The sequence below is a fragment of the Oceanobacillus chungangensis genome, from assembly GCF_003369565.1.
GTDB lineage: Bacteria > Bacillota > Bacilli > Bacillales > Amphibacillaceae > Oceanobacillus > Oceanobacillus chungangensis.
In genome coordinates this window covers 1-21898 of record NZ_PIOD01000029.1, presented here as the reverse complement: position 1 = coordinate 21898, position 21898 = coordinate 1, and the positions used below count along the sequence as shown (strand labels likewise).

The window sequence follows — 21898 nt, the reverse complement described above, 5'->3', positions numbered from 1 at the left end:
CTAAAGGCAATTTTAATTAATCTAAATGCATCTAGAGTTTATCTAAAATGAACCGGATTTTACTCTCTTTTTCTATTTTTAAAAGCCAGCCATGCTGTTTTTAATGCAGAATATGTCCCTACAGCAGCCGCACCATAAAAAGCTCCCATAAAAATACCAGCCCATAGATCTCCTCTATGGCTTATAAAAATAGAAATGATAAACCCTAAAACACTTGCGATGGTTGGATAATACTGACGAGGAATAGGGAAAAGTTTAAAACATTGCGTTAATAATACTATAGCAGGTACAGCAATAACAGCATCCCAGAAATTTGTATGGATAATTGGGAATTCCAAGTTATCCCTCCTTTTTATGGGTTATTATGTCCTGCAGAGAGTAGAATTATGATTGTTTCTATTTACATAAAAACAAGACAATCCGCTCAATGATTGCCTTGTTAATTGAAAACACCTATAAGTAATTTCTGAACGAGTTTTGATTTCCAAATAGCAAAACCTATCAAGGCACCAATCAACATTTTTTTCATCTATCTCTCCTTTATTAGGATAAACATGGGTAAACTGTAAAAGAAATGACTTCAATTCATATCTAAATTAATATTTTGACATCTCCTCCCTCAGTTGTTACTCTTTTTCTTAAAGGGAGATGGATAAAATGAGCGTATATGATTTTTCCGTGAAAACAATGGATGGTAATAAAAAGTCTTTAGCTGATTATAGAGGGAAAGTGCTACTTATCGCTAATACTGCGAGTGAATGTGGGTTTACTCCACAATTCAAAGGGCTGCAAAATTTATTTGAAAAATATAAGGAAAAAGATTTTGTTGTATTAGGATTTCCTTGCAATCAATTTGGGAATCAAGACCCTGGCACAAACGAGGAAATCGCAGGATTTTGCCAAGCCAATTATGGGGTTAGCTTCCCTATGTTTAGTAAAATTGATGTGAAAGGTGAAAATGCAGATCCACTTTTCACTTATTTAACAAAGGAAGCAAAAGGATTACTTACAGAGCAGATCAAGTGGAACTTCACAAAATTCCTCATCGACAAAAATGGGTGTGTAGTGAACCGCTTCGCACCGCAAACGAAGCCTGAATCAATTGAAAAGGACATCGAGGCATTGCTCAGTGTGCAGGATTAAACACACAAGCGCTCATAGCTTGTTTTTTGTCAAGAATATGGATTGAATATGGGTGAGCACTCCATTCATAGAAAGAAAGCTCCAGCTTTCAATACTTGGACTGTGAGCTCCAGACCAAGTGTAAGGCGATCGAATCTTTGGTCCAAGCGTTCCAATAAACATCACTAACATAAAAATGTAAAAGCCATTCATCCATAAATGAATGGCTTTTACATATTACAACACCTTCGCCAGGAAATCCTGTGCTCGTTCTGTTTTCGGATGATTGAAAAACTCCTGCGGGCGCCCTTCCTCTACTAGCACTCCATCTGCCAAAAATAGTACTTTATCAGCCACTTCCTTGGCAAAATTCATTTCGTGTGTGACGATTACCATTGTCATACCTGTATCCACTAAATCCTTCATAACATCGAGTACTTCTTTTACCATTTCCGGGTCTAACGCGGATGTCGGTTCGTCAAATAGCATAATTTCCGGTTCCATCGCTAATGCTCTAGCGATTGCTACGCGTTGTTTCTGTCCGCCAGATAAGCGATTTGGATAGGCAGCAACCTTATCCGTTAATCCTACTTTATCCAGCAATTTATTAGCAATTGATTCCGCTTCTGTCTTTGATAATTTTTTCACTTTTTGTGGCGCATAAGCGACATTTTCCAACACGGTCATATGCGGGAATAAATGAAAATGCTGAAATACCATACCTATATTTTTTCGGATTGCTAATTTATCAATTTTTTTGTCTGTAATTTTTTTATCATTAATAAAGATATTACCTGATGTCGGTTCTTCCAGCAGGTTGAGACATCTTAAAAATGTTGATTTACCAGATCCTGATGGACCAATAATTGCAACGACCTCACCATGATTAATCGTTGTCGATATATCCTTTAATACTGTATTTGCTCCAAAGTCTTTTGTAATATTCACTGCCTTAATCACTCTGTCTCAACCTCCGCTCTGCTGCCTTTCCAAGTTTTGTTAGAACGAATACCATCACCCAGTAAATTGCCCCAACGAACAATAACGGCTCGAAGTTACGATAGATGTCCGCCCCGACAATTTGTGCACGGCGCATTAGATCTAAGTAGCCAATCGTCGATACGATTGCCGATTCTTTCGTTAATGTGATGAATTCATTCATCAATGCTGGCAAAATATTTTTTACTGCTTGTGGCAAAATAATATTTTGCATCATTGGTCGGTACGATACACCTAATGCTTCCGCAGCCTCGATTTGCCCTCGATCAACCGCCATAATACCCGCGCGAATAATCTCGGAGACATACGCAGCGGAGTTAAGACCGAATGCCATAATTGCCGACACGAATGCCCCAATATCATATCCGGTTAATTGTGGAATTGCGAAATAAATGATCATCAACTGCAATATTAAAGGTGTCCCTCGGAAAATCGAGGTGTATACATCGGCAACACCTATTAATAATTTGCTCTTCGTTATTTTAAATAATGCTAATATTATTCCTAAAATTAATCCGATTAATATCGAAACAAATACAAATCCTAATGTAACCCATATTCCCTCTATCATAAAAGGAATATAAGGCACGATTTGGCTAAAATCCAAATTCATGCCCTAGCACCTCATTTCTCTAGCTGTGATTTTTTTATTCTGCTAATTCCCACTTATCCCTTAACTCTTGGATTTTTCCACTTGCTTCTAGTTCTTCAAGAACACCATTCACATCTTCTACAAGCTCACTTCCCTTAGGAAAGGCAATCGCCATCCCTGGTGAACTAGTAGTAGGGTCATCAAAGCCGATTAATCCTTGCTCTTCCATATAACCTGTAGCAACTTCTTTATCCATATAAGCAACATCAATCCGATTTGAGTTTATTTCTTGAATTAGAATTCCTGCGTTGTCTACTTTCTTCACTTCAAAGCCATATTGTTCACTAAGCTCATCTGCACCTTCTTCTTGGATTGTCCCAAGCTGTACCCCAACGACTTTTCCTTTTAATGCCTCAAGATCCTTAATCGCTGAATCTGATTTCGTTAAGAACATTTCCCCTGAACGATGATATTCTGTGGAGAAATCAACATTTTTCTTACGTTTTTCATCTGCACTCATTCCCGCTAGCACCATGTCTACACGGTTGGATTGAAGTGCACCAACCAATCCATCAAATTTCATATCTTCAATTTTTAATTCATATCCAAGTTCATCTGCAACTAAATTTGCTAGGTCAATGTCAAAGCCCTCGAAGTTTCCTTTTGTATCACGTGACTCAAATGGCGGAAAGTCTGCTGATGTAGCCATCTTCAATACTTTTTTATCTCCTTCACTAGCGTTTGAATCCGTTCCTTCTTTATTCGTAGATCCACATGCTGCAAGTACTGCTATCATAAATGCTAAAACTAATAATTTACTAATAGATGATTTCATCGTTCTCTCTCCCTATAAATTTGTATTTGCAAATTCTTCTTTAATAGTCTTTAGTAGTTCGGTATCTGTTATTACATCGTATCCAGTTTGTGCCAAAGCTAATGCACCGCTAACAAGTGCTTGATGTCCATCGACTGTAATTGTCTTATCCGCAAATTCAGTAGTATGGGCAATCAGTCCAGGTTGATTTAGGCTAATATATGGATGGATTGCAGGTACAACCTGACTTACATTTCCCATATCAATTGAGCCTGTATTTTTCTTTGCTTGATAAATTGGTCCTGGGCTCAATTCTTTAAGATTAGCTGTAAAAGCTTTTGACAGTGATTCGTTTGTAATCATATTATCGTAGCTTAGCTCGTAATTCGATATTTCCAAGGTTGCACCTGTCATGAGTGCAGCTCCTTCTGCAATATTATTTACCCTTTTAACAACCTCATTCAAATATGCACGATTCTTTGCACGAATATAAAATTGTGCAACCGCTTTGTCTGGAACAACATTCGCCGCTTGCCCACCTTCAGCGATTATTCCGTGAATTCGTACATCTGATGTTACATGCTGGCGCAACGCATTGATTCCGTTAAATAGCTGAATAACACTGTCCAAAGCATTAATACCTTCTTCAGGTGATGCAGCAGCATGTGCGGATTTTCCGCTATATGCATACTGAATTGCATCCATCGCCAATGATTCTCCGCTTTCATACGATTGATCCCCCGGATGCACAATCATCGCAACATCAATATCGTTGAATATTCCTTCTGCACTCATTGGCACCTTGGCACCATTGGTTTCCTCAGCAGGTGTACCGAAAACAGTGACAGAACCACCAATCTCCTCAATCACTTTACTAAGGGCAACTCCCGCGCCGACACTCATTGTGCCTATTAAGTTATGCCCACAGCCATGACCAACACCAGGTAGTGCATCATATTCGGCTAAATATGCAATTGCAGGACCAGGTTTATTACTTTTGTATTCCGCTTTAAAAGCTGTCGGTCTATTTACAATTCCAGTTTCTATATTAAATTTATGTTCTTTTAGAAAGTCAGTTAGAAGTTTCATAGATTCATATTCCTGATCACCTAACTCTGGATGTTCATACAGATGATCGCTCATTCTCCAAAGCTGTGCTTGGATATCCTCTATCTCTTGTTGTAGTTTATTTTTCACGGTAGTTCCTCCGGTGTTTTGTATATTTATTAGTTTATATGTATATTTATATCATATTAATGTATATTTATGCAATAGATTTTATGAAAATAATTATTATTAATTGCGTGGGTTGAGATGAGATATGACACTTATAGATATTTCTCGATGCGCGATAAATGCAGTGTTATGAATTATTTTTTATTTCGTGGGGAAATTGTACTCTCGATATTGAGGTCTTATGGAAATATTGCTGGACTCCGGGCGATATTTCGGTTCTCCTGATGATATTTCTTAGTTCCTGACGATATCTGGATTCTCCCGACGATATCCTCTTTCTCCTGATGATATAATTTCCCTCCCGACGATATCCTCTTTCTCCTGATGATATATTTTCCCTCCCGACGATATCCTCTTTCTCCTGATGATATATTTTCCCTCCCGACGATATCCTCTTTCTCTTGATGATATATTTTCCCTCATGCCGATATCCTCTTTCTCTTGATGATATAATATCTCTCATGCCGATATCTTTATTCTCCTGATGATATCCCCACGCTCCTGATAATATCCTCACTCTTCTGCTGATATTCCCGCACTCCCGCCAATATCTGGATTATGCCGCAGATATTTCCGCGCTCCAGTCAATGTCGCTGGCCCATAAAAAAAACGAGCACTCCTAAGAATGCTCGTTCTCACTATTAATATGCTTTTGCCCAAATAACTAATTCTTTTGCTTCTTTTCCACAACATACGCATGTATCTGCTACTTCCTCTTGCTCGAATGGAATACAGCGTGATGTTGCAGTTGTTTCCTCTTTAATTTGTTCCTCACAAGCTAAATCGCCACACCACATTGCTTTGATGAAGCCACCTTTTTCTTCAAGGTTTTGTTTGAACTCATCCATGTTCTTAGCTGTAGATGTTTTTTCATTGCGATGCTCAAGTGCTTTATTATATAAATTCGATTGAATTTCTTCTAATAGAGCTGGTAGACGCGTTTCTAAATCACTAAGGGCAACAAATTCCTTTTCACCTGTGTCACGGCGAACAAGAACAACTTGTTCCTTCTCAATGTCTTTCGGTCCCATCTCAATTCGGACTGGGATACCTTTCATTTCATATTCATTGAATTTCCAGCCTGGCATTTTATCACTTGCATCTATATCAACACGAACAAGGTTCTTCAATTGATCTCGAAGACCGTATGCTTTATCTAATACGCCTTCTTTATGCTGTGCAATTGGTACAATCATTGCTTGAGTCGGTGCAATTCTAGGCGGGATTACTAATCCACGATTATCGCCATGGACCATGATTAATGCACCCATAATTCGTGTAGATAGACCCCAAGATGTTTGGTGAGCAAATTGACTCTCTCCATTTTCATCTAAATACGTAATATCGAATGCTTCTGCAAAACCTGAACCAAAATGATGGGATGTTGCTGATTGCAATGCTTTTCCATCATGCATCAAGCTTTCGATTGTTAATGTATATTTTGCACCTGCGAATTTTTCTTTATCTGTTTTGCGGCCTTTGATTACTGGAATGGCAAGATAGTTTTCGACAAGATCAACATATACTCCTAACATTTTATCTGTTTCCGCTGCTGCATCGGCATCTGTCGCATGTGCAGTATGACCTTCCTGCCAGTGGAACTCAGAAGAACGCAAGAATGGACGTGTTGTCTTTTCCCATCTTACAACGTTTGCCCATTGGTTATATAGCATTGGCAAGTCACGGTAAGAATGAATATTTTTTGAATAATAATCACAGAAAAGCACTTCTGATGTTGGACGAACTGCAATTCGCTCGGCTAATTCCTCATCTCCACCATGAGTTACCCAAGCAACCTCAGGCGCAAAACCAACGACATGGTCCTTCTCCTTTTGCAGCAGGCTTTCAGGAATAAATAATGGGAATGCAACATTTGAATGTCCTGTTTCTTTGATTTGACGGTCTAGTTCATCGCGGATATTTTCCCAGATTGCAAAACCATATGGCTTAATAATCATTGTTCCGCGAACTTGTCCATAATCAACTAATTCTGCTTGCTTCACGACATCTGTATACCATTGTGCGAAATCGTCTTCCATTGCTGTGATTTTCTCAACAAATTGCTTGTTCTTCTTACCCAAGCTAAACACCTCTTTATTTAAATTTATTGTAAACATTAGAAAACTGGACAGTCACCAAGCTTTGCGGTGACTGCCCTAGTTGCACTTATTATAGTAAGAAAGTTTTTTACTTTCTTAACAACCAAAAAATCCCCGCGTCCAAAAAAGGGACCGAGGCCTGGTGGTACCACCCTTGTTTGCAAAGGGAATACCCCCTGCACACTTCACTTGATAACGGTCATAAACCGCGCACATCTTATAGCAATCTTGCCTTTCCGATGGCGAACTCAGGAGCAGGTTCTAATTAATGTCTTTGGAAATTCCCAGCAACCATTTCCTCTCTTGGAAAGACAAATAAATTATACTAATCTCCATCAACGTTTCCTATATCATCCTTAATATATATGTATGCTTTTATAAAGTCAAGGCTTACTGAACAAAAGCTCAAGCGCCCGTTTAGCGACGTACGGACTGCGCCCCATAGGACGTGGGTTCGACGTTGCCACATGAAGTGGCGACCTTAGTCGAACTTCCTCTAGATCTCAGAGATAAAGGAAACTCTTTGGGAGCGTAAGCGAATCGATGTTGACTTTCACCACAAGGGTATAAGTGCGACTAAGCCTCATGTGTAACCAATCGGCAAGTCTTCTTTATCGTACGAGGTGAGGGAAGTCTCGCTAGGAGCACGGGCGCTGGAGCTGGACGAAGCCTCTCCTGCCATGGGAATGGAATAAGAAAAATTCCTATTCTTCTTTCTCAACTTGATGAATCTTTTCATACTTTGAAAATCTCTCTTCCTCCTGCTCGCCATAACCAACAAAAGTAAAACCTGCATCTAAATAAAATTTATTCAAAACAGGATTGTTAGCGATGCAATCGAGTCTGACAGAGCCATTCTCTAACTTCAGATTGTGATCAATCCAGCTTAATAGCTTTCTTCCTATTTGCTGATGGCGGTATTTCGGATTTACTGCGAGTCGGTGAATGTAGTAAGCAGCATCATTTCGTTTTCCCCACAGCGCTATATCCCAGTCATTCTGCTTACTAGAGAAATTAAACGCAGCAACCATTTCTCCATTAGCTTCAACAACATATGTCGTCCCTGCTACAACCCCCTGTTCAATCTCCTTTGTATCTTCGCCTAGAAGCAAATACTCCCATTGCAAAATCCCTTTTTTCTGCAAGCTGCTAGCAGTATCCTGCAATAACCGTATAACAGATTCTGTATCAGTCTCTTCCGCTATTCTAACCATATAATTATCAAATTCATATTCTCGGAACAATGATCTCAACCTCCTCCTATTGCTAAGTTGATTTTATATTAGATATAGGAAAATAAGCAAATAACCTCAGAAAATTCCTCCGAATAGAATTTTCATGCAATTTAAATATTTACTTCTCATTTTATTAGTGATATCATATGTTAAATAAATTTAACCGTATAAATTTTCTTAACAACGAGAGGTAGATCTTATGAAACAAATTATGACAATCGAAACATATAATCAGATGAAGGCTATCGGTGACCCGCTACGTGCAGAGATGATGATGTATCTTTGTGAAGGTCCCTATACTGGGCAACAACTTTCAGAGACATTGGATATCCCAAGAGGAAAGATCCACTATCATCTAAAAGAACTTGAAAAAAACGGCATCATTGAAATTGTAAAAAAGGAAGAAAAGAATGGTATCATCCAGAAGTTTTATCGTTCCGTTGCTAATGGATTCACAATATCCGAAGAACTGCTCCCATTCCATGAAGTTGACCAAACGACAAGACAAATCATTTACAGTATGATTGATCGCGCGAAAAAGAGGGTACAAACAGCGCCAAAGGAAGCTTTTGAAAGGAAAAATAATAGCGAGAATCCAGAAGATTGGGGCTATATGTCAACAGCAATGGAAATTGAAGCTAGTGAAGCACAATTTAAACAATGGACTAAAAAATATTTTGCGTTAATGGAAGAGCTCGAAAAAATGGGTGAGGAAACTGAAGAAGAAAAAAATATCTATTATTTCTTTAATCTTGGCTTCCAAGTACAAGAATTTGCATTTAAAAAACGTGAGAAAAAAGATTCCTGAGCAATTTCAGAAAAGGAGAAAACAAATGGGGATACTAAAAAATAAGAACTTTTTATTCTTACTTATAGGAAGAATCATTACAAATATTGGAGACAGTATTTATTACATTGCCGCAATGTGGCTCGTATATAGTTTAGGTGGCAATGCTTTTTATTCCGGTTTAGCTGGTTTTTTAACTTTACTGCCTGTCTCCCTTCAATTTATTACAGGTCCATTCGTCGATCGCTGGCCCGTGAAACGAACGCTTATCATTACACAGGTTTTGCAAGCAATTCTAATATTAATTATTCCGATTACATACTACTTTGGTGTGCTAACTGTTCAAATCGTACTTATTGTTATGCCGATTGTAGCGTTTATTGAACAGTTTGCCTATCCATCCCAAACAAAAGCATTGCCACTTATTCTTCCAAAGAAGGATTTGTTAAAAGGGAATTCCTATTTTTCGTTTGCCTATCAAGGGATTGATTTAGTATTTAATGCAGTGGCTGGGATACTGGTAGCAGTTGTTGGAGCCGTTACATTATTTCTGGTTGACTCGGTTACGTTTACTGTAGCCGCTATCCTTTTTAGTTTATTAAAAATTCCACATACTAAAGAAAAAACACTCAATCAAGAAAAAGGATTAAAACAAGGGTTGAAAAAGTATTTTTTCGAATTAAAAGAAGGATTTTCGATTGTATTCGGCTCTCTTATGGCAACCTTTTTAATTGGCTCGATTGTAGCTAACTTTGCTATCGGTGGAGCGATGGCGATTCTTCCAGCGTTCGCTGATCATATGGGCGGCTCAGAAATATATGGATTTTACCTAGCTGCAATGTCTACTGGAGCACTGGTTGGCGCACTACTAGCAAATCAGATGGGGAAATTCCGTATCGGACCTTTTGTTATCCTCTCATTTTTGTTTTCATCTATTTGTTGGGTAATCGCCTCCATCGTACCGTGGACATTCCTTGGAGTACTACTATTCAGTATAGCTTGGATTCCAATAGGTGGAACAAATGTTATTTTTGCCGCTACTGTACAAACAGTTGTTCCGAATCACGTTCTCGGCCGGGTAAACACTGTATCGGCAAGTATGGGTACAATCGCAATGCCAATAGGTTCTTTAGCAGGAGGTTATTTTGCAAGCGTTACTAATGCTACACTAATTTTTGCGTTAACAGGACTTGGTTTAGCGCTGCTCTCCATCATCTGGTTCCTTCACCCAAGATTACGCAGCCTGCCAAAAGCTAAGGATTTAGATCCTAAAGCATTCGGTTTAGATTTCGCTGAGGAGTTAGTTGATCAATCGAATTGAAGCTGATTATAGAACGCAGGGAAATGAGGGCTTAAAGGCATATCGCTTCATAAATACACTACTAGCGTGTAAACGTAAAATCCTGATGTTTACTCATGATGGAAATTCGCAGTTAAGAAGGCAAGAGATATTTATCTCATAGCCTTTTTAAATTGTTTTTTCAACTAAGCTCAAGTTTATAAGACTACTTGAATTCATTCATTAATTGTTCTGTTGTAAAAATAGTAGCGAATTCTTCATTTAAAGTAGCTAGCAATACATTATGTATAGTCTGGGCATTATAATAGTTATCATCTTGGTCGTTCAAGCCGAACGCCGCTGTTGCATCTGAAATAAGGTATGTATTAAAACCTAAATTCCCACTCATTCTTGTAGTTGTAGATACACAGTGGGGGGTAGTCAATCCAGTAATAACTACTGTAGTGATACCATTTGATTTTAAATACGCTTCTAAATTTGTACCGATAAAACTACTATTCACTTTCTTAGTTATAACTACCTCTTCTTTAATAGGCTTAACTAATTCTTTTATAGTAAATCCTTCATTATTTGGATGAAATAGAGAATTAGGACTATCCGATTTGTGTTGAATATGTATGACCTTCCAGCCTTTTTCTCTCCACAATGTCAGTATCCTGCTAATATTTTTTTCTGCCATTAAATTGTTTCTTTCTCCCCATTTTTTATCATCAAATGCTTTTTGCACATCAACTATTATTAAAGCTTTATTATTATCCACCACAATTCCCCCCAAAATAATTTAATGTTATTCTGCAAATTCTATTTCATAAATTTTAATATAATCTTGAGCAGATTAATTAACTGGCGCTGTACTCAGACGAAGATTTTTAGCTCTTGTTTCAATAGTGTAGTGTAGTCTTTTGCTTTATGTAAGAGCATTTCTCATACTCCATACATATCCCTTTATCAGATAATTTTATTTTACACTAAATCCAGGTTTTTGTTTCAATATTCGAATTTTTGTCTAAGTCAACGTTCAAACATATTAACCCTCGAAATATCAATTAGAAAGCTCTTTGCTACAACCTTAATTGCACTAATGCAAAGAGGTTTTTTTCATTCTTACCTACCAAATACAAACACGCTATTTCCTATATGAAATAACGTGTTTGTCAATTGATCTATTTTTATTTAATACCCTGAAATTGAATTCCTAGTTCTTTAACCTTCCATCACCTCAGCACCTAAAGAATTTACAAAATGTCCAAGTGCCCAGTCATGACCTGCTTGATTAAAGCTTGCAACAGCATCTTTGTGAACTACAATCTTGAATCCTTTGTTATACGCATCGACAGCAGTATGTAATACACAAATATCTGTGCATACACCGATAATATGAACTTCATCAATCCCTCGTTCACGGAGTTTAATCTCCAAATCAGTTCCAGCAAATGCACTATAACGTGTTTTATCATAATAATAAACATTTTCTTTGTGCTTATTCTCTTCATAAACATCTGCTAATTTACCATATAAATCTCTTCCTTGTGTTCCTGCGATATTATGCGGTGGAAATAGAGCTGTTTCTGGATGCAGCTTATCCCCTTCGTAGTGGATATCGATTGCAAACGCAACGTAATCTCCTGCTTCAATGAATTCTTTTGTTAATGCAACAACCTTGTCCTCAATTTCTTGACCAGGTTTACCTGCTGTCAGTGCACCATCTTCTGCTACAAAATCATAGGTGTAATCAACATTAATTAAAGCGCGTTTTCCCATTACTTTCCCCTCCATTAACAATTATTGGATGTGCTTCTCCATGTTTTCGCTCTGCCGCGTGATATGTCGGGCCAACGATTTCCGTATACGAAAACCCATGCTCAATTGCAGTTGTCACAAAGCTTTTTGCAAGTCGTACCGCCTCACGTACAGGTACTCCCTTTGTTAAATGAGCAGCAATTGCTGCGGAATAAGTGCAGCCTGCCCCGCTCGTATTAACCGTCTCGATTCGTGGTGCTTCATATGTAATCAGTTGTTCCCCGTCATATAGAACATCTACCGCTGGTCCCTCTATTCTTCCACCTTTAACTAGCACATACTTTGCACCAAGAGAATACAAATCGACTGCAGCTTGTTTCAAATCTTCGACATTCTGAATCTCTCGGTCCCCTAGAAGCACAGATGCTTCTGGTACATTCGGTGTGATAATCGTCGCTAATGGAATGAGTAATCGTTTTAACGCTTCGATTGCATCATCCTTTAGCAGCTTGGAATTCATTTTCCCAATCATGACTGGATCGACAACAATCGTTTTGATTGAAGCATGTTCTATTAAGTTTGCAACCGTTTCAATAATTTCCTTGGAAAATAGCATTCCAGTTTTCAGTCCATTAACACCGACCTGCTTTATCGCAGTTGTAAACTGTGCCTCAATTGCCTCCAACGATTGGATATGTATATTCTTATTCGTCTCTGGATGTCTAGCAACAATTGCAGTAACAACGCTCATGCCATACACATCTAATTCCTGAAATGTTTTTAAATCTGCCTGAATTCCCGCACTGCCCCCAGCAGCAGAACCAGCAACCGTAATAACACGTGATGGAAAATTCATATTCGATGTTCCTTTCTCTGATCATACTGAAAATTAACGTTCTCTTGTTAAAAATTGAATGATAGATCATTAGCTTTGAAGGTAAAGTATAAACTAGTTTATGGTGCTGTGGGCTCTCGGACCATTCGCTCCAGAAATACACTTCGCTTTCCGCGGGGAGCTGGTGAGCCAACTCGCGCTATCGCACTTCGTAGTCTCACCTAGGCTCTTCTTCCCGCAGGACAAGGAAAGCTTCGGCAGCATTGCATCGCACGAAGAAAATGGCTCTTTATTTTCGAGGAGTCTCCGTATATTTCTTCCGCTAGGGATTGTGCTGTCATATTGCTTTTCATCTTTCTATAAATAAGATAAGATGGCATTATCCTCTCTCAAGGCAGTTGATTGTAGTGGAGGACAGGAGACTCCTGCGGAAAAAGCAACGGCTGAAGATCCATCGGAAGTGGTTTTCTTCCGAAAGAGCTGAAGCGTTGCCCTCCGGATGCGCGACTGTCCGCAGCGGAAATCAACTTTTCGCCTAACTAGTCCGCAGTTTTACCTAAAAGAAAATAATCATCCGTAAGTATACCCTAAAACAATACTACGGCAAAAAACCAAATAATCATAATAACTTGAATTACAAATTTCGCTATCGTACCACCTAAGAAGCCAAACAATGAGCCAATCGATGCTTTAAATGCATCCGGTAAAGTTCGTTGCTGTAGCATTTCTATGATAAATACAACGACAAAAGGCACAATAATAATTCCAAATGGCGGGATGATGAAGGAGCCAATGATTACAGCGATTGCTGCACCCCGTTCTCCCCATTTGCTTCCACCATATTTCTTTACAAAGTAACTATTGGCAATAATATCAGCGACAAATAGAGCTACAGTAAATAACCCCATTGCAATCCAAAAGATTAGATTAAGCTCATCAGCATTAATAAAAAATTGATAGAGCAGGAACCCACCCCATAATACAAGTACTCCAGGAATAATCGGATAAATTAATCCGACGAAGCTTAAAATAAATAATGCTGCAATGAAAATCCAAATTAGAATATCTACCATCACTTTCTCCAATCATTAAACTATTAGAAGTCTAGGATTTAACCAAGCCTATAGGTGACAGCCATAGTTGCACTTATTCGTTAAGAAAGTTCCTATGACTTTATTATCTCTCCTAAGATACTTTCTTCTTAAACATACTGGATAACTTTCTCTCTTCCTTATTTATTATCCGTTTATAATTTTCTATATGTTTCATAATACTTAATATAGATAATAGCACGACAACGAGTGCCGGTTCCATTCCAAAGAATATATAAGTTGTAACCAAAAAGGAAAGATACATAAACAAGACTCCTACAACTAAATAATCCGTCGTAAAGGTAAATAGGAGTAAAATCCCAATGCCTATTACTGCAACCTTCCAATCAATCGCAAGTAATGCACCAACGAGTGATGCCGTTCCTTTTCCACCACTAAATTTCATTGTGATTGGATAATTATGACCAACAATAACAAACAATGCGGTAATATATACAAACAGTGTTTGACTTTCACTGACAATGCCATTTTCATTTAAGATAAATAATACGAGTAAGATTGCTAATGTTGCTTTGAATATATCGATAAACGCAACTAAAATGCCATACTTCCACCCAAGTAAAATCGTCGTATTCGATGCGCCCGCATTTTTCACACCTGCATTTTTTATATCAACCTTCTTATACTTCCCCACCAATTGAGAACCGTGAATACAGCCAAATAGATACCCAATTAGACTAGCAATCACATAATACATACTGCCCCTCCTCTTATTTACACATTCACAATATCCCCAAAGTCTATTTGTGTGTCACATACTTTTTTTAGCAGCTTTCCATCATGGCTAATCACAAGTACACCAACATTTCGATTTCTAGCATGGTTCACAATCGTTTTCCAAAGTTTTGCTTGTGTAATCGCATCTAACATCGTCGTAATTTCGTCAGCGATAATGTATTTCACATCAGGATGTAGTGCCCGAGCAACACAAAATCGCTGCAATTCTCCACCAGATAGCTCGCTAGGATAGCGTGTGAACCATTCCGGCTTAATTCCTAGGTCTTCAAGAAGATCACTGTCTAGCATTCCGCATTCTGCAAGAACCTTCTTCATTTGCCATCTTGGATTTATTGCCTTTTCGGGATGCTGCCAAATGAGTTGGACAGGATTGATCCCTGAATACTTCCTAGACTTCCCATTTACTAATACATTCCCATTTTCTGCTTCCCTATACCCAGCAATAATCTGTGCCATCGTTGTTTTTCCTGATCCACTATAGCCATGTATGCCAAGTACCTCGCCAGGATTAACGAATAAATGTAGATTTTTAAAAAGATAGGCTCCTTTTTGATAGCGATAGCTAATGCCATCTACCTTTAACCCTTCTGCCGATGGATTCGTATTAGCTCTCACACGCTTTGTTATAGCATCATCCCAGAAATCATTTTGTGGTAATGCATTCCACAATGCCTTTGTGAAATGATTTAACTTTTCTCCATGACCGTAAAAATTTGCAGCTTCCGTGATTTCAACTGTTTCCCCTTTATTAAAAACAACAACCTTATCTGCGACTTTTAATGCGGTGTCAATATCATGCGTTATGAACATGACACCTTTCCCGTCTGTTGCCAGTTGCTTAACTACTGCTACCGTTTCATTTAGTGCTTTGGGGTCTAGTCCAGGTGTTGGCTCATCAGCAATAATCAATTCTGCATCACTTACCATTGCTGTTGCTGCTAAAACTCGTCTTGCCATTCCTCCTGATAATTCAAAGGGGTATTTCTTGCCGGCTTCAATCGGTAATCCTACTTTACGAAAGATATTTTTTTGTATTTCCTGCTTATTCCCTTCACGAATCACTGTTTGTACTTGTTTTGCCGTCTTCATCAGAGGGTCAAGCGCATTTACCGATTGAGGTATAAGTGAAATTTCTTTTCCACGAATCTGTTTCTGCTTTTCACTAGTAAGCGGGATTCCTTTATAATTTAGGGTCCCATGTTGAATGGAGTGATTAGGAAGAATGCCGAGGATTGCATTTGCAAGCAAACTTTTACCTGATCCACTTGCACCAACAACTGCAACGATTTCTCCTGCGTGAATTCGCATATTTAAATTACGTACAACTTGCAATTTGGTTTCATGCAGTCCTTTTTTATATTGACGAAAGGAGAGGGAAAAGTCCTTCACTTCTAATAATGGATTACTGTTTCTCATTTTTTTCATATGCAAATCCCTCAACCTTTCTGTCCGTGAAATGGATCTATTAATTTCCGAATATTTTTTCCTAGTATATCAAAGATACCAACCATAATTAATAACGAGAGCCCTGGGAAGAAGGCAAGCCACCACATGCCAGTTGATAGATAGCGCATCGATTCTGATAGAATAATCCCAATTGCAGGCTGTTCAGTTGATAAGCCGAACCCAAGGAAGGTAATCGCAGCCTCATGTAAAATCGCATGGGGAAATAATAGTACCATGCCAACAAATAATTGGGGCAATAAATGCGGGATTAAATGATGCCTTGCAATCCACCATCTGCTTTTTCCTAATCGCCTAGAGATTCCTACATATTCTGCTGACTTTATTTGTAGCACTTCTCCTCGCAGTAATCTTGTCAGACTTGGCCAATGTGTGAGTGAGAGTCCAATCACTACACCTGTAAATCCTCCACCAACGGCAAATGAGATTAAGATGAGCAATACAAGATGTGGAACACTCAGGAACATATCAATGAGCCATGTAATCATAGCGTCCATTGTTTTATTCCATGACGCTAATAAACTAAAAGCTAGTGCTATTAGCGAGCTGAGAATGGCTGCAAGTAATCCTACCCCAAGACTGATTGTAAGTCCCTTTAAAGTACGTGCCAGCATGTCCCGCCCTAACCAATCCGTACCAAATAGGTGTGCAAGTGATGGTGCACTATTTTTCAAATCCAATTGAATCGAAAGCTTGTCATTCCCAATCAGCAAGCCACTGACAATAATCGCAATTAGAAAAAGGATTGCTAGAATAATTTTTGCTATCGTTCGTTGTCTGAGGTTAAATTTCTTCGTTATCCCCTTCATTAGAAATCCCCCTTCCTAATGCGTGGATCAATCACTTTATAGAGGATATCAGCGATTAAATTTCCTATAAAGACAAAAATCGTCATAAATAAAACAATTCCTAATAACAAAGGGATGTCTCCACCTAATCCAGCTTGAACTACTGCTTGACCTAGACCAGGATAAGAAAAGACTTGTTCTGTTAATACTGCTCCACCAAAGAGCTCACCAAAAGAGGCAAAATGAAGGGAGATTGCAGGCAGTGCAATATTCTTGATACCATGACGAAGGAACAATTTAAACCCATGCTCCCCCTTAGCATTTGCATAACGTATATAATCGCTATTAAGCACCTCAATAAGCTTTTGTCTCGTATGCAAGGCAACATTTGCCACACCTACAATACTTAAGGTTAACGTAGGTAAGAATAAATGCCGCAAGCGTTCAAGTAAAGAAACGTCTCCTGCTAATACCCCTGCTGGTGTTCCTAATCCAATCGGGAACCAGCCTAAGCTCACAGAAAAGATCATTACAAGTAACAGCCCTAGCCAAAATGCTGGAGTGGATGCCAGTGTATAACAATAACCTTTAATAATTCGATCAATCCATGTTCCTTCTTTCATACCAGCAATACTGCCAATTAAAAAACCAAAAAGACCTGAGAATACCCAGGCCAATCCCATTAACGCTAACGAAGCAAGGAATCTTTCGGCAATAATTGCAGTAACTGGACTACGATATAACAAGGAAGTACCTAAATCCCCTTGTAATAAATGACTTCCCCAATTCAGAAACTTCTGTACCTTCGACTCATTGAGACCCCAATATTCCGCAATGTTCTCGCGCTGTTCTGGACCAACTCTTGTCATATCTGCCCCTATATAGGACCTAACAGGATCAATTGGGGAAAGACTAATTAGCGTGAACGATAGAATACTAACTGCTACTAATAATGTTATTAGTTTTCCTATTTTTTTAAAAATGTATAATGCAATTCGTTGATAGTGCAATTTCTATCTCCTCTCTCACAGCTTGAATCCTAATCCCTAATTATAATTAGGAGGACATAAAAGTCCCCCTAGAATAGTTTTTATAAATCGATTACTCTTTCCAATGCCACTGCTCAATAAAGTCAGTAACTGGCCAGCCATGTCCGTGTGGCTGAAGCTTCTGTTTGCCAATTTCTAAATCCTCATTTACAAAATATAAATGTTGAATATTAACGAGCCATGCCCACGGTGCATCACCCTGTGCTGAAAAGCCTGTTTCTCCGTCCCACTGCGCTTTTTGCCAGTAGCTATTTGCCTCTTCCTCTGTTGTCGCATGTAATGCTTGATTCATATACTCATCAACAACATCATTTGCGTAATAGTTGGCATTATAATAGCCAATTACCCTTGTTTCACTGCTGTACAAATTATACATTTCGATTGGGTCATGACTTCCCCAGCCCATCATAACTGGATTCGAAAACATTAATGTTTCTAATTCATTCCAGCTTTTACCCTCTGTACTTACATCAATTCCAAGTGGTTTCATCATATCGGCAAATAAAATCGATAAGGATTGACGGATTTGATCACCCGCTGGATATAATAAAGTAAATTCTGCTGTTAATCCGTCTTTCTCTCGTATACCGTCTTCATTTTCTTTCCATCCGGCTTCATCTAAGATTTGCTTCGCCTTTTCTACGTCATTGTCTTCAATCACAGTATCCGCATTCCACCACGGCATATTGTCGGCGACAGAGTATGCTGGTGTACCAAATCCTTCAACTACACCATCAACAAACGCCTGGCGATCAACGCCAACATTTATCGCTTTACGGATTGCTATATCTGCTGTCACATCATTCCCAATCGGTGCACCATTATCTGTTACCTCACCAGCTGGTACATATGGGAACATAACCCCACGATTATCAACGGTATCTAATTTAATTAATTCCATTCCAGAAACTTCTTCTTTAGCGAAGGTTGGCGGTACAGATACGACATCAACTTCTCCTGCCTTAGCAGCAGCAAAAGCAGCATCCTCAGCTAAAAAGAGAAATGTGAGCTTTGTAAAAGATGGCTTTTCTCCATAATAATATGGGTTTTCCTCAACAATAATTTGCTGTCCTTTATCCCATTGTACGAGAGTAAATGGCCCAGAGCCAATCGGATTTTCATTGTAAGCATCATCATAAGCATGCTCTGGTACAATTCCAGTTGATACAAGTAAATAAATAAAAGTAGATGCAGGTTCAATCAATGTAAATTGTACGGTATGATCATCCGAGCTTTCAACTTTCTCCAAATTACTTAGATCAATTACCGATCCGCTCGTTTTAGCCGTTTCAAATGTGAATACGACATCATCGGCAGTAAGGGCTTCCCCGTCTGAGAATTTCACATCCTCACGAATCTCTACTGTCCATGTTTTCCCGTCTTCACTCACATTATAATCTGTTGCTAAATCATTTTTGATGTTAAAATCTTTATCATATTTTAGTAATGTACTTTGGAACAGTGGTGAACCGTAGCGTCCCCAGCCTGTTGTTGGATCAAATCCATCCTCTGGCTCTCCACCAATTGCTAGGATCAATTCATCTTTTACCTGTTGATTATCTTGTTGTCCCGTTTCATCCGTAGAGGAACAAGCACTTAATAATAAAATTGAAAAAAGTAACGTTACTGTAATGAATAGTAAATTCTTTTTCATATCATAGTTCTCCTCCCTTATGTTTTAGTTTTGAAATTCTTATCTATTTTAACCACTATGTTATGGCTCTGTATATCGTTTGACTCACTGAATCACTCCCCACATTCTACCATCAATTCTCACGAACATATATCTTTCTTTAGAAAATTTGACTGTTTATCCATTTTTAGGTAACAGTCCTACTGCATTTTCCTAGTAAAATATTTATAATCTATAAGAGAGAGATTCTATATGCTTAACCCTATCTATTGTATTTTAGTAAAATATAAATATACGTAATTTTTTTGATTTGTAATGACTAGCTAATTCATATCAGTGTTACTTCTTCAAACGATACGTTCCCAATCCATAGCCTTTTTAATAGTTTGTTTACTAAACAAACTATTAATCTATCTTATTTGAAACCGCTTTATTAGTCAAGTGGTTTTTTACATACATCCCCTCTCATTTGGTAATATTCTGGAAAGCGATGCGACTTAATATCTGATATAATAGATATATAGCTACATGAAGGAGAATTTTTGTACGTGAAGAAATTCAGCAATTTGCTCATAACCTGGGGAATCGTCTTCCTATTCCTTATTATCCTTGGCTTCTTCTATAATCGATCAATTGATGACAATTATTTATATTTAGGAGAAGATGCACCAATACCGACCCAGCTTCACCCACTCGTTGAGGAAAAGAAAAATATATTGCTACAACAAGCTGCAGAATCGAGTATCAATCTCGTAATTACTGATGAATTTCGTACATTCGAGGAACAGGACGCCTTATTTGAACGTGGAAGAACCACCCAAGGTAATATCGTTACAAATGCAAGAGCTGGGGAAACCTACCATAATTATGGATTAGCAATAGATTATGCATTAATAAATGAAGCTGGCGATTATATTTGGGATACGACTTACGACGGAAATAATAATGGGATATCGGATTGGTTTGAAGTTGCCGAGCTTGCGAAGGATTTGGGCTTCGAATGGGGCGGTGATTGGTCAGGCTTCAAAGATTATCCACATCTGCAAATGACCTTTGGACTTAGCATCCACCAGCTACAAGACGGGATGCGTCCAGCTACTTAAGAATTAGAAAGCACCGAATAAAGTTAACGATGTTAAATGAGGAGGGAATAGAATGGAAATAAAAGGTATCCACCACGTATCAGCAATTACCGCAAATGCAAAGAAAAACTTACATTTTTATACAGAAGTTCTAGGAATGCGACTCGTGAAGAAAACCGTTAATCAGGATGATACTTCTATGTATCATCTATTTTATGCGGATGAAGTTGGTAATCCCGGAACAGATTTCACATTCTTTGAAATACCGAATGCCGGACATACATACCCAGGGACAAGCAGTATCTCCGGAACGTCATTACGAGTTCCAGATAATGCTGCACTTGAATACTGGCAGGAACGATTAACAGAATTAAATGTTGACCATGATGGGATTATGAAGCAAGGAGAACGTAATATTCTTAACTTCCGTGACCCGGAAGGACAGCGATTAACATTAGTCTCGGATGAAAATAATCAAGGGGTGCCAGGCGGAAATGTTTGGGAGCATAGTAGTGTACCAGCTGACAAAGGTATTATTGGACTTGGTCCAACGAAACTAACCGTTAGAAAGCTTGATGCAACGGTTCGAATTTTAACGGAGCTTCTTACTTTTAAACTGACCGGAAAATATCCCAATTCTGTTGCAGGTCAAGCAGATATTCTAGTATTCTCTACTGGTGAAGGTGGAACAGGTGCAGAGGTACATTTAGAAGTACGGGATGATTTACCACAAGAACGTCCAGGAAGAGGTAGTGTTCATCACGTAGCATTACGCGTAGACAATAATGATGAACTAATAAAATGGAAAAATCGCCTAGAAGAAATCCAGCTTCCGAACTCAGGATTAGTAGAACGTTTTTATTTCAAATCGGTTTACTTTAGAGATGCAAATGGGATATTATTTGAACTCGCAACAGATGGTCCGGGATTTTCAGTAGATGAAGATGTCGAACATTTAGGTGAATCATTAGCACTTCCACCATATCTTGAAAACCAACGGGAGAAGATTGAAGCGAAAATTTCTCCATTATGAACAAAAGCTCAAACGAGCAATTAGCACCGCATAGGATATGCCCTGCAGGATAAGGAAAGCATCCTTGAGAAACATCGAACGCAGGTAAAGTGCTTTTTTTTCAAGGTGTGGATGTTTTGAATTTATCATAGGAAGTAGCAATACAAAGAGGTCGCACTAAGGTGGTTACCCCTAAAAGTTAGAGTTTTTATTATGCAGCTGATTGGCTGGATTGCGTTCGGTATTCGACTGGACTTAATC

At 38.5% G+C, this 21898-nt stretch carries 22 protein-coding genes and 1 other annotated feature; of the genes, 5 read left to right on the top strand and 17 right to left on the bottom strand.

The features are described 5' to 3' along the window. Window positions 1-59: 59 nt before the first annotated feature. On the bottom strand, window positions 60-338 hold the full coding sequence (locus CWR45_RS18725) for a hypothetical protein (protein WP_115751369.1): 279 nt from the start codon (window positions 336-338) through the stop codon (window positions 60-62). 319 nt (window positions 339-657) lie between these two features. Here CWR45_RS18725 and CWR45_RS18720 point away from each other — a divergent pair, with 319 nt between their 5' ends. Continuing rightward, the gene (locus CWR45_RS18720) at window positions 658-1143 is read left to right on the top strand and encodes a glutathione peroxidase (protein ID WP_115751368.1); all 486 of its coding nucleotides are present in this window, start codon (window positions 658-660) and stop codon (window positions 1141-1143) included. A 216-nt stretch (window positions 1144-1359) separates the two neighbouring features. On the opposite strand, the gene CWR45_RS18715 is transcribed toward CWR45_RS18720, so the two are convergent. From CWR45_RS18715 to CWR45_RS18685, 7 genes are all read right to left on the bottom strand, one after another. Then, window positions 1360-2082: an amino acid ABC transporter ATP-binding protein gene (locus CWR45_RS18715; protein WP_115751367.1), complete on the bottom strand. Its 723-nt coding sequence runs from the start codon at window positions 2080-2082 to the stop codon at window positions 1360-1362. Continuing rightward, entirely contained in the window at window positions 2075-2734 is a 660-nt protein-coding gene (locus tag CWR45_RS18710; protein ID WP_115751366.1) for an amino acid ABC transporter permease, read from the bottom strand. The genes CWR45_RS18715 and CWR45_RS18710 overlap by 8 nt, the downstream gene beginning before the upstream one ends. 34 nt (window positions 2735-2768) lie before the next feature. Further along, window positions 2769-3548 (bottom strand): ABC transporter substrate-binding protein, encoded by a 780-nt coding sequence (locus tag CWR45_RS18705; RefSeq protein WP_115751365.1) that lies wholly within the window; start codon window positions 3546-3548, stop codon window positions 2769-2771. A gap of 12 nt (window positions 3549-3560) precedes the next feature. Beyond that, window positions 3561-4724: a M20 family metallopeptidase gene (locus tag CWR45_RS18700; protein WP_115751364.1), complete on the bottom strand. Its 1164-nt coding sequence runs from the start codon at window positions 4722-4724 to the stop codon at window positions 3561-3563. Window positions 4725-4997: 273 nt separating this feature from the next. Beyond that, a complete protein-coding gene (locus CWR45_RS18695; protein ID WP_115751363.1) occupies window positions 4998-5186 on the bottom strand; it encodes a hypothetical protein in 189 nt (62 codons plus the stop codon). Window positions 5187-5404: 218 nt separating this feature from the next. Beyond that, window positions 5405-6844, bottom strand: coding sequence for a proline--tRNA ligase (gene proS, locus CWR45_RS18690; RefSeq protein ID WP_115751362.1), 1440 nt, complete (start codon window positions 6842-6844; stop codon window positions 5405-5407). Window positions 6845-6986: 142 nt separating this feature from the next. Further along, window positions 6987-7210, bottom strand: a binding site (T-box leader). A gap of 356 nt (window positions 7211-7566) precedes the next feature. Then, a complete protein-coding gene (locus CWR45_RS18685; protein ID WP_115751361.1) occupies window positions 7567-8106 on the bottom strand; it encodes a GNAT family N-acetyltransferase in 540 nt (179 codons plus the stop codon). A gap of 190 nt (window positions 8107-8296) precedes the next feature. Here CWR45_RS18685 and CWR45_RS18680 point away from each other — a divergent pair, with 190 nt between their 5' ends. Together CWR45_RS18680 and CWR45_RS18675 are read left to right on the top strand one after the other, a co-directional pair. Next, entirely contained in the window at window positions 8297-8905 is a 609-nt protein-coding gene (locus tag CWR45_RS18680) for an ArsR/SmtB family transcription factor (RefSeq protein WP_115751360.1), read from the top strand. Between the two features lie 25 nt (window positions 8906-8930). After that, window positions 8931-10205: an MFS transporter gene (locus CWR45_RS18675; protein ID WP_115751359.1), complete on the top strand. Its 1275-nt coding sequence runs from the start codon at window positions 8931-8933 to the stop codon at window positions 10203-10205. A 184-nt stretch (window positions 10206-10389) separates the two neighbouring features. Here the strand turns inward: CWR45_RS18675 and CWR45_RS18670 are convergent, their stop codons facing one another. The 9 genes from CWR45_RS18670 to CWR45_RS18630 all read right to left on the bottom strand — a co-directional run bounded on the left by CWR45_RS18670 (window position 10390) and on the right by CWR45_RS18630 (window position 19564). Then, window positions 10390-10944, bottom strand: a complete 555-nt coding sequence (locus CWR45_RS18670) for a cysteine hydrolase family protein (protein ID WP_115751358.1) — start codon at window positions 10942-10944, stop codon at window positions 10390-10392. Window positions 10945-11387: 443 nt separating this feature from the next. After that, on the bottom strand, window positions 11388-11945 hold the full coding sequence (locus CWR45_RS18665; RefSeq protein ID WP_115751357.1) for a cysteine hydrolase family protein: 558 nt from the start codon (window positions 11943-11945) through the stop codon (window positions 11388-11390). After that, complete coding sequence (thiD, locus tag CWR45_RS18660) at window positions 11923-12780, bottom strand: bifunctional hydroxymethylpyrimidine kinase/phosphomethylpyrimidine kinase (RefSeq protein WP_115751356.1); 858 nt, start codon at window positions 12778-12780, stop codon at window positions 11923-11925. Before thiD ends, CWR45_RS18665 begins: the two co-directional genes overlap by 23 nt. 566 nt (window positions 12781-13346) lie before the next feature. Further along, entirely contained in the window at window positions 13347-13832 is a 486-nt protein-coding gene (locus tag CWR45_RS18655) for a DUF456 domain-containing protein (RefSeq protein ID WP_115751355.1), read from the bottom strand. Window positions 13833-13944: 112 nt separating this feature from the next. Continuing rightward, complete coding sequence (locus CWR45_RS18650; protein ID WP_115751354.1) at window positions 13945-14568, bottom strand: glycerol-3-phosphate acyltransferase; 624 nt, start codon at window positions 14566-14568, stop codon at window positions 13945-13947. Window positions 14569-14585: 17 nt separating this feature from the next. Further along, window positions 14586-16034 carry an ABC transporter ATP-binding protein gene (locus CWR45_RS20420; RefSeq protein ID WP_115751353.1) on the bottom strand — a complete coding sequence of 483 codons (1449 nt, stop codon included), beginning with the start codon at window positions 16032-16034 and terminating at the stop codon, window positions 14586-14588. 11 nt (window positions 16035-16045) lie between these two features. Continuing rightward, on the bottom strand, window positions 16046-16882 hold the full coding sequence (locus CWR45_RS18640) for an ABC transporter permease (protein ID WP_115751352.1): 837 nt from the start codon (window positions 16880-16882) through the stop codon (window positions 16046-16048). Next, on the bottom strand, window positions 16882-17871 hold the full coding sequence (locus tag CWR45_RS18635; RefSeq protein WP_115751351.1) for an ABC transporter permease: 990 nt from the start codon (window positions 17869-17871) through the stop codon (window positions 16882-16884). Before CWR45_RS18635 ends, CWR45_RS18640 begins: the two co-directional genes overlap by 1 nt. 91 nt (window positions 17872-17962) lie before the next feature. Beyond that, window positions 17963-19564, bottom strand: coding sequence for an ABC transporter substrate-binding protein (locus CWR45_RS18630; protein ID WP_115751350.1), 1602 nt, complete (start codon window positions 19562-19564; stop codon window positions 17963-17965). 527 nt (window positions 19565-20091) lie between these two features. Here CWR45_RS18630 and CWR45_RS18625 point away from each other — a divergent pair. Then, window positions 20092-20646 carry a M15 family metallopeptidase gene (locus CWR45_RS18625; protein WP_115751349.1) on the top strand — a complete coding sequence of 185 codons (555 nt, stop codon included), beginning with the start codon at window positions 20092-20094 and terminating at the stop codon, window positions 20644-20646. A gap of 52 nt (window positions 20647-20698) precedes the next feature. Beyond that, on the top strand, window positions 20699-21658 hold the full coding sequence (locus CWR45_RS18620; RefSeq protein ID WP_115751348.1) for a ring-cleaving dioxygenase: 960 nt from the start codon (window positions 20699-20701) through the stop codon (window positions 21656-21658). Window positions 21659-21898: the final 240 nt, after the last annotated feature.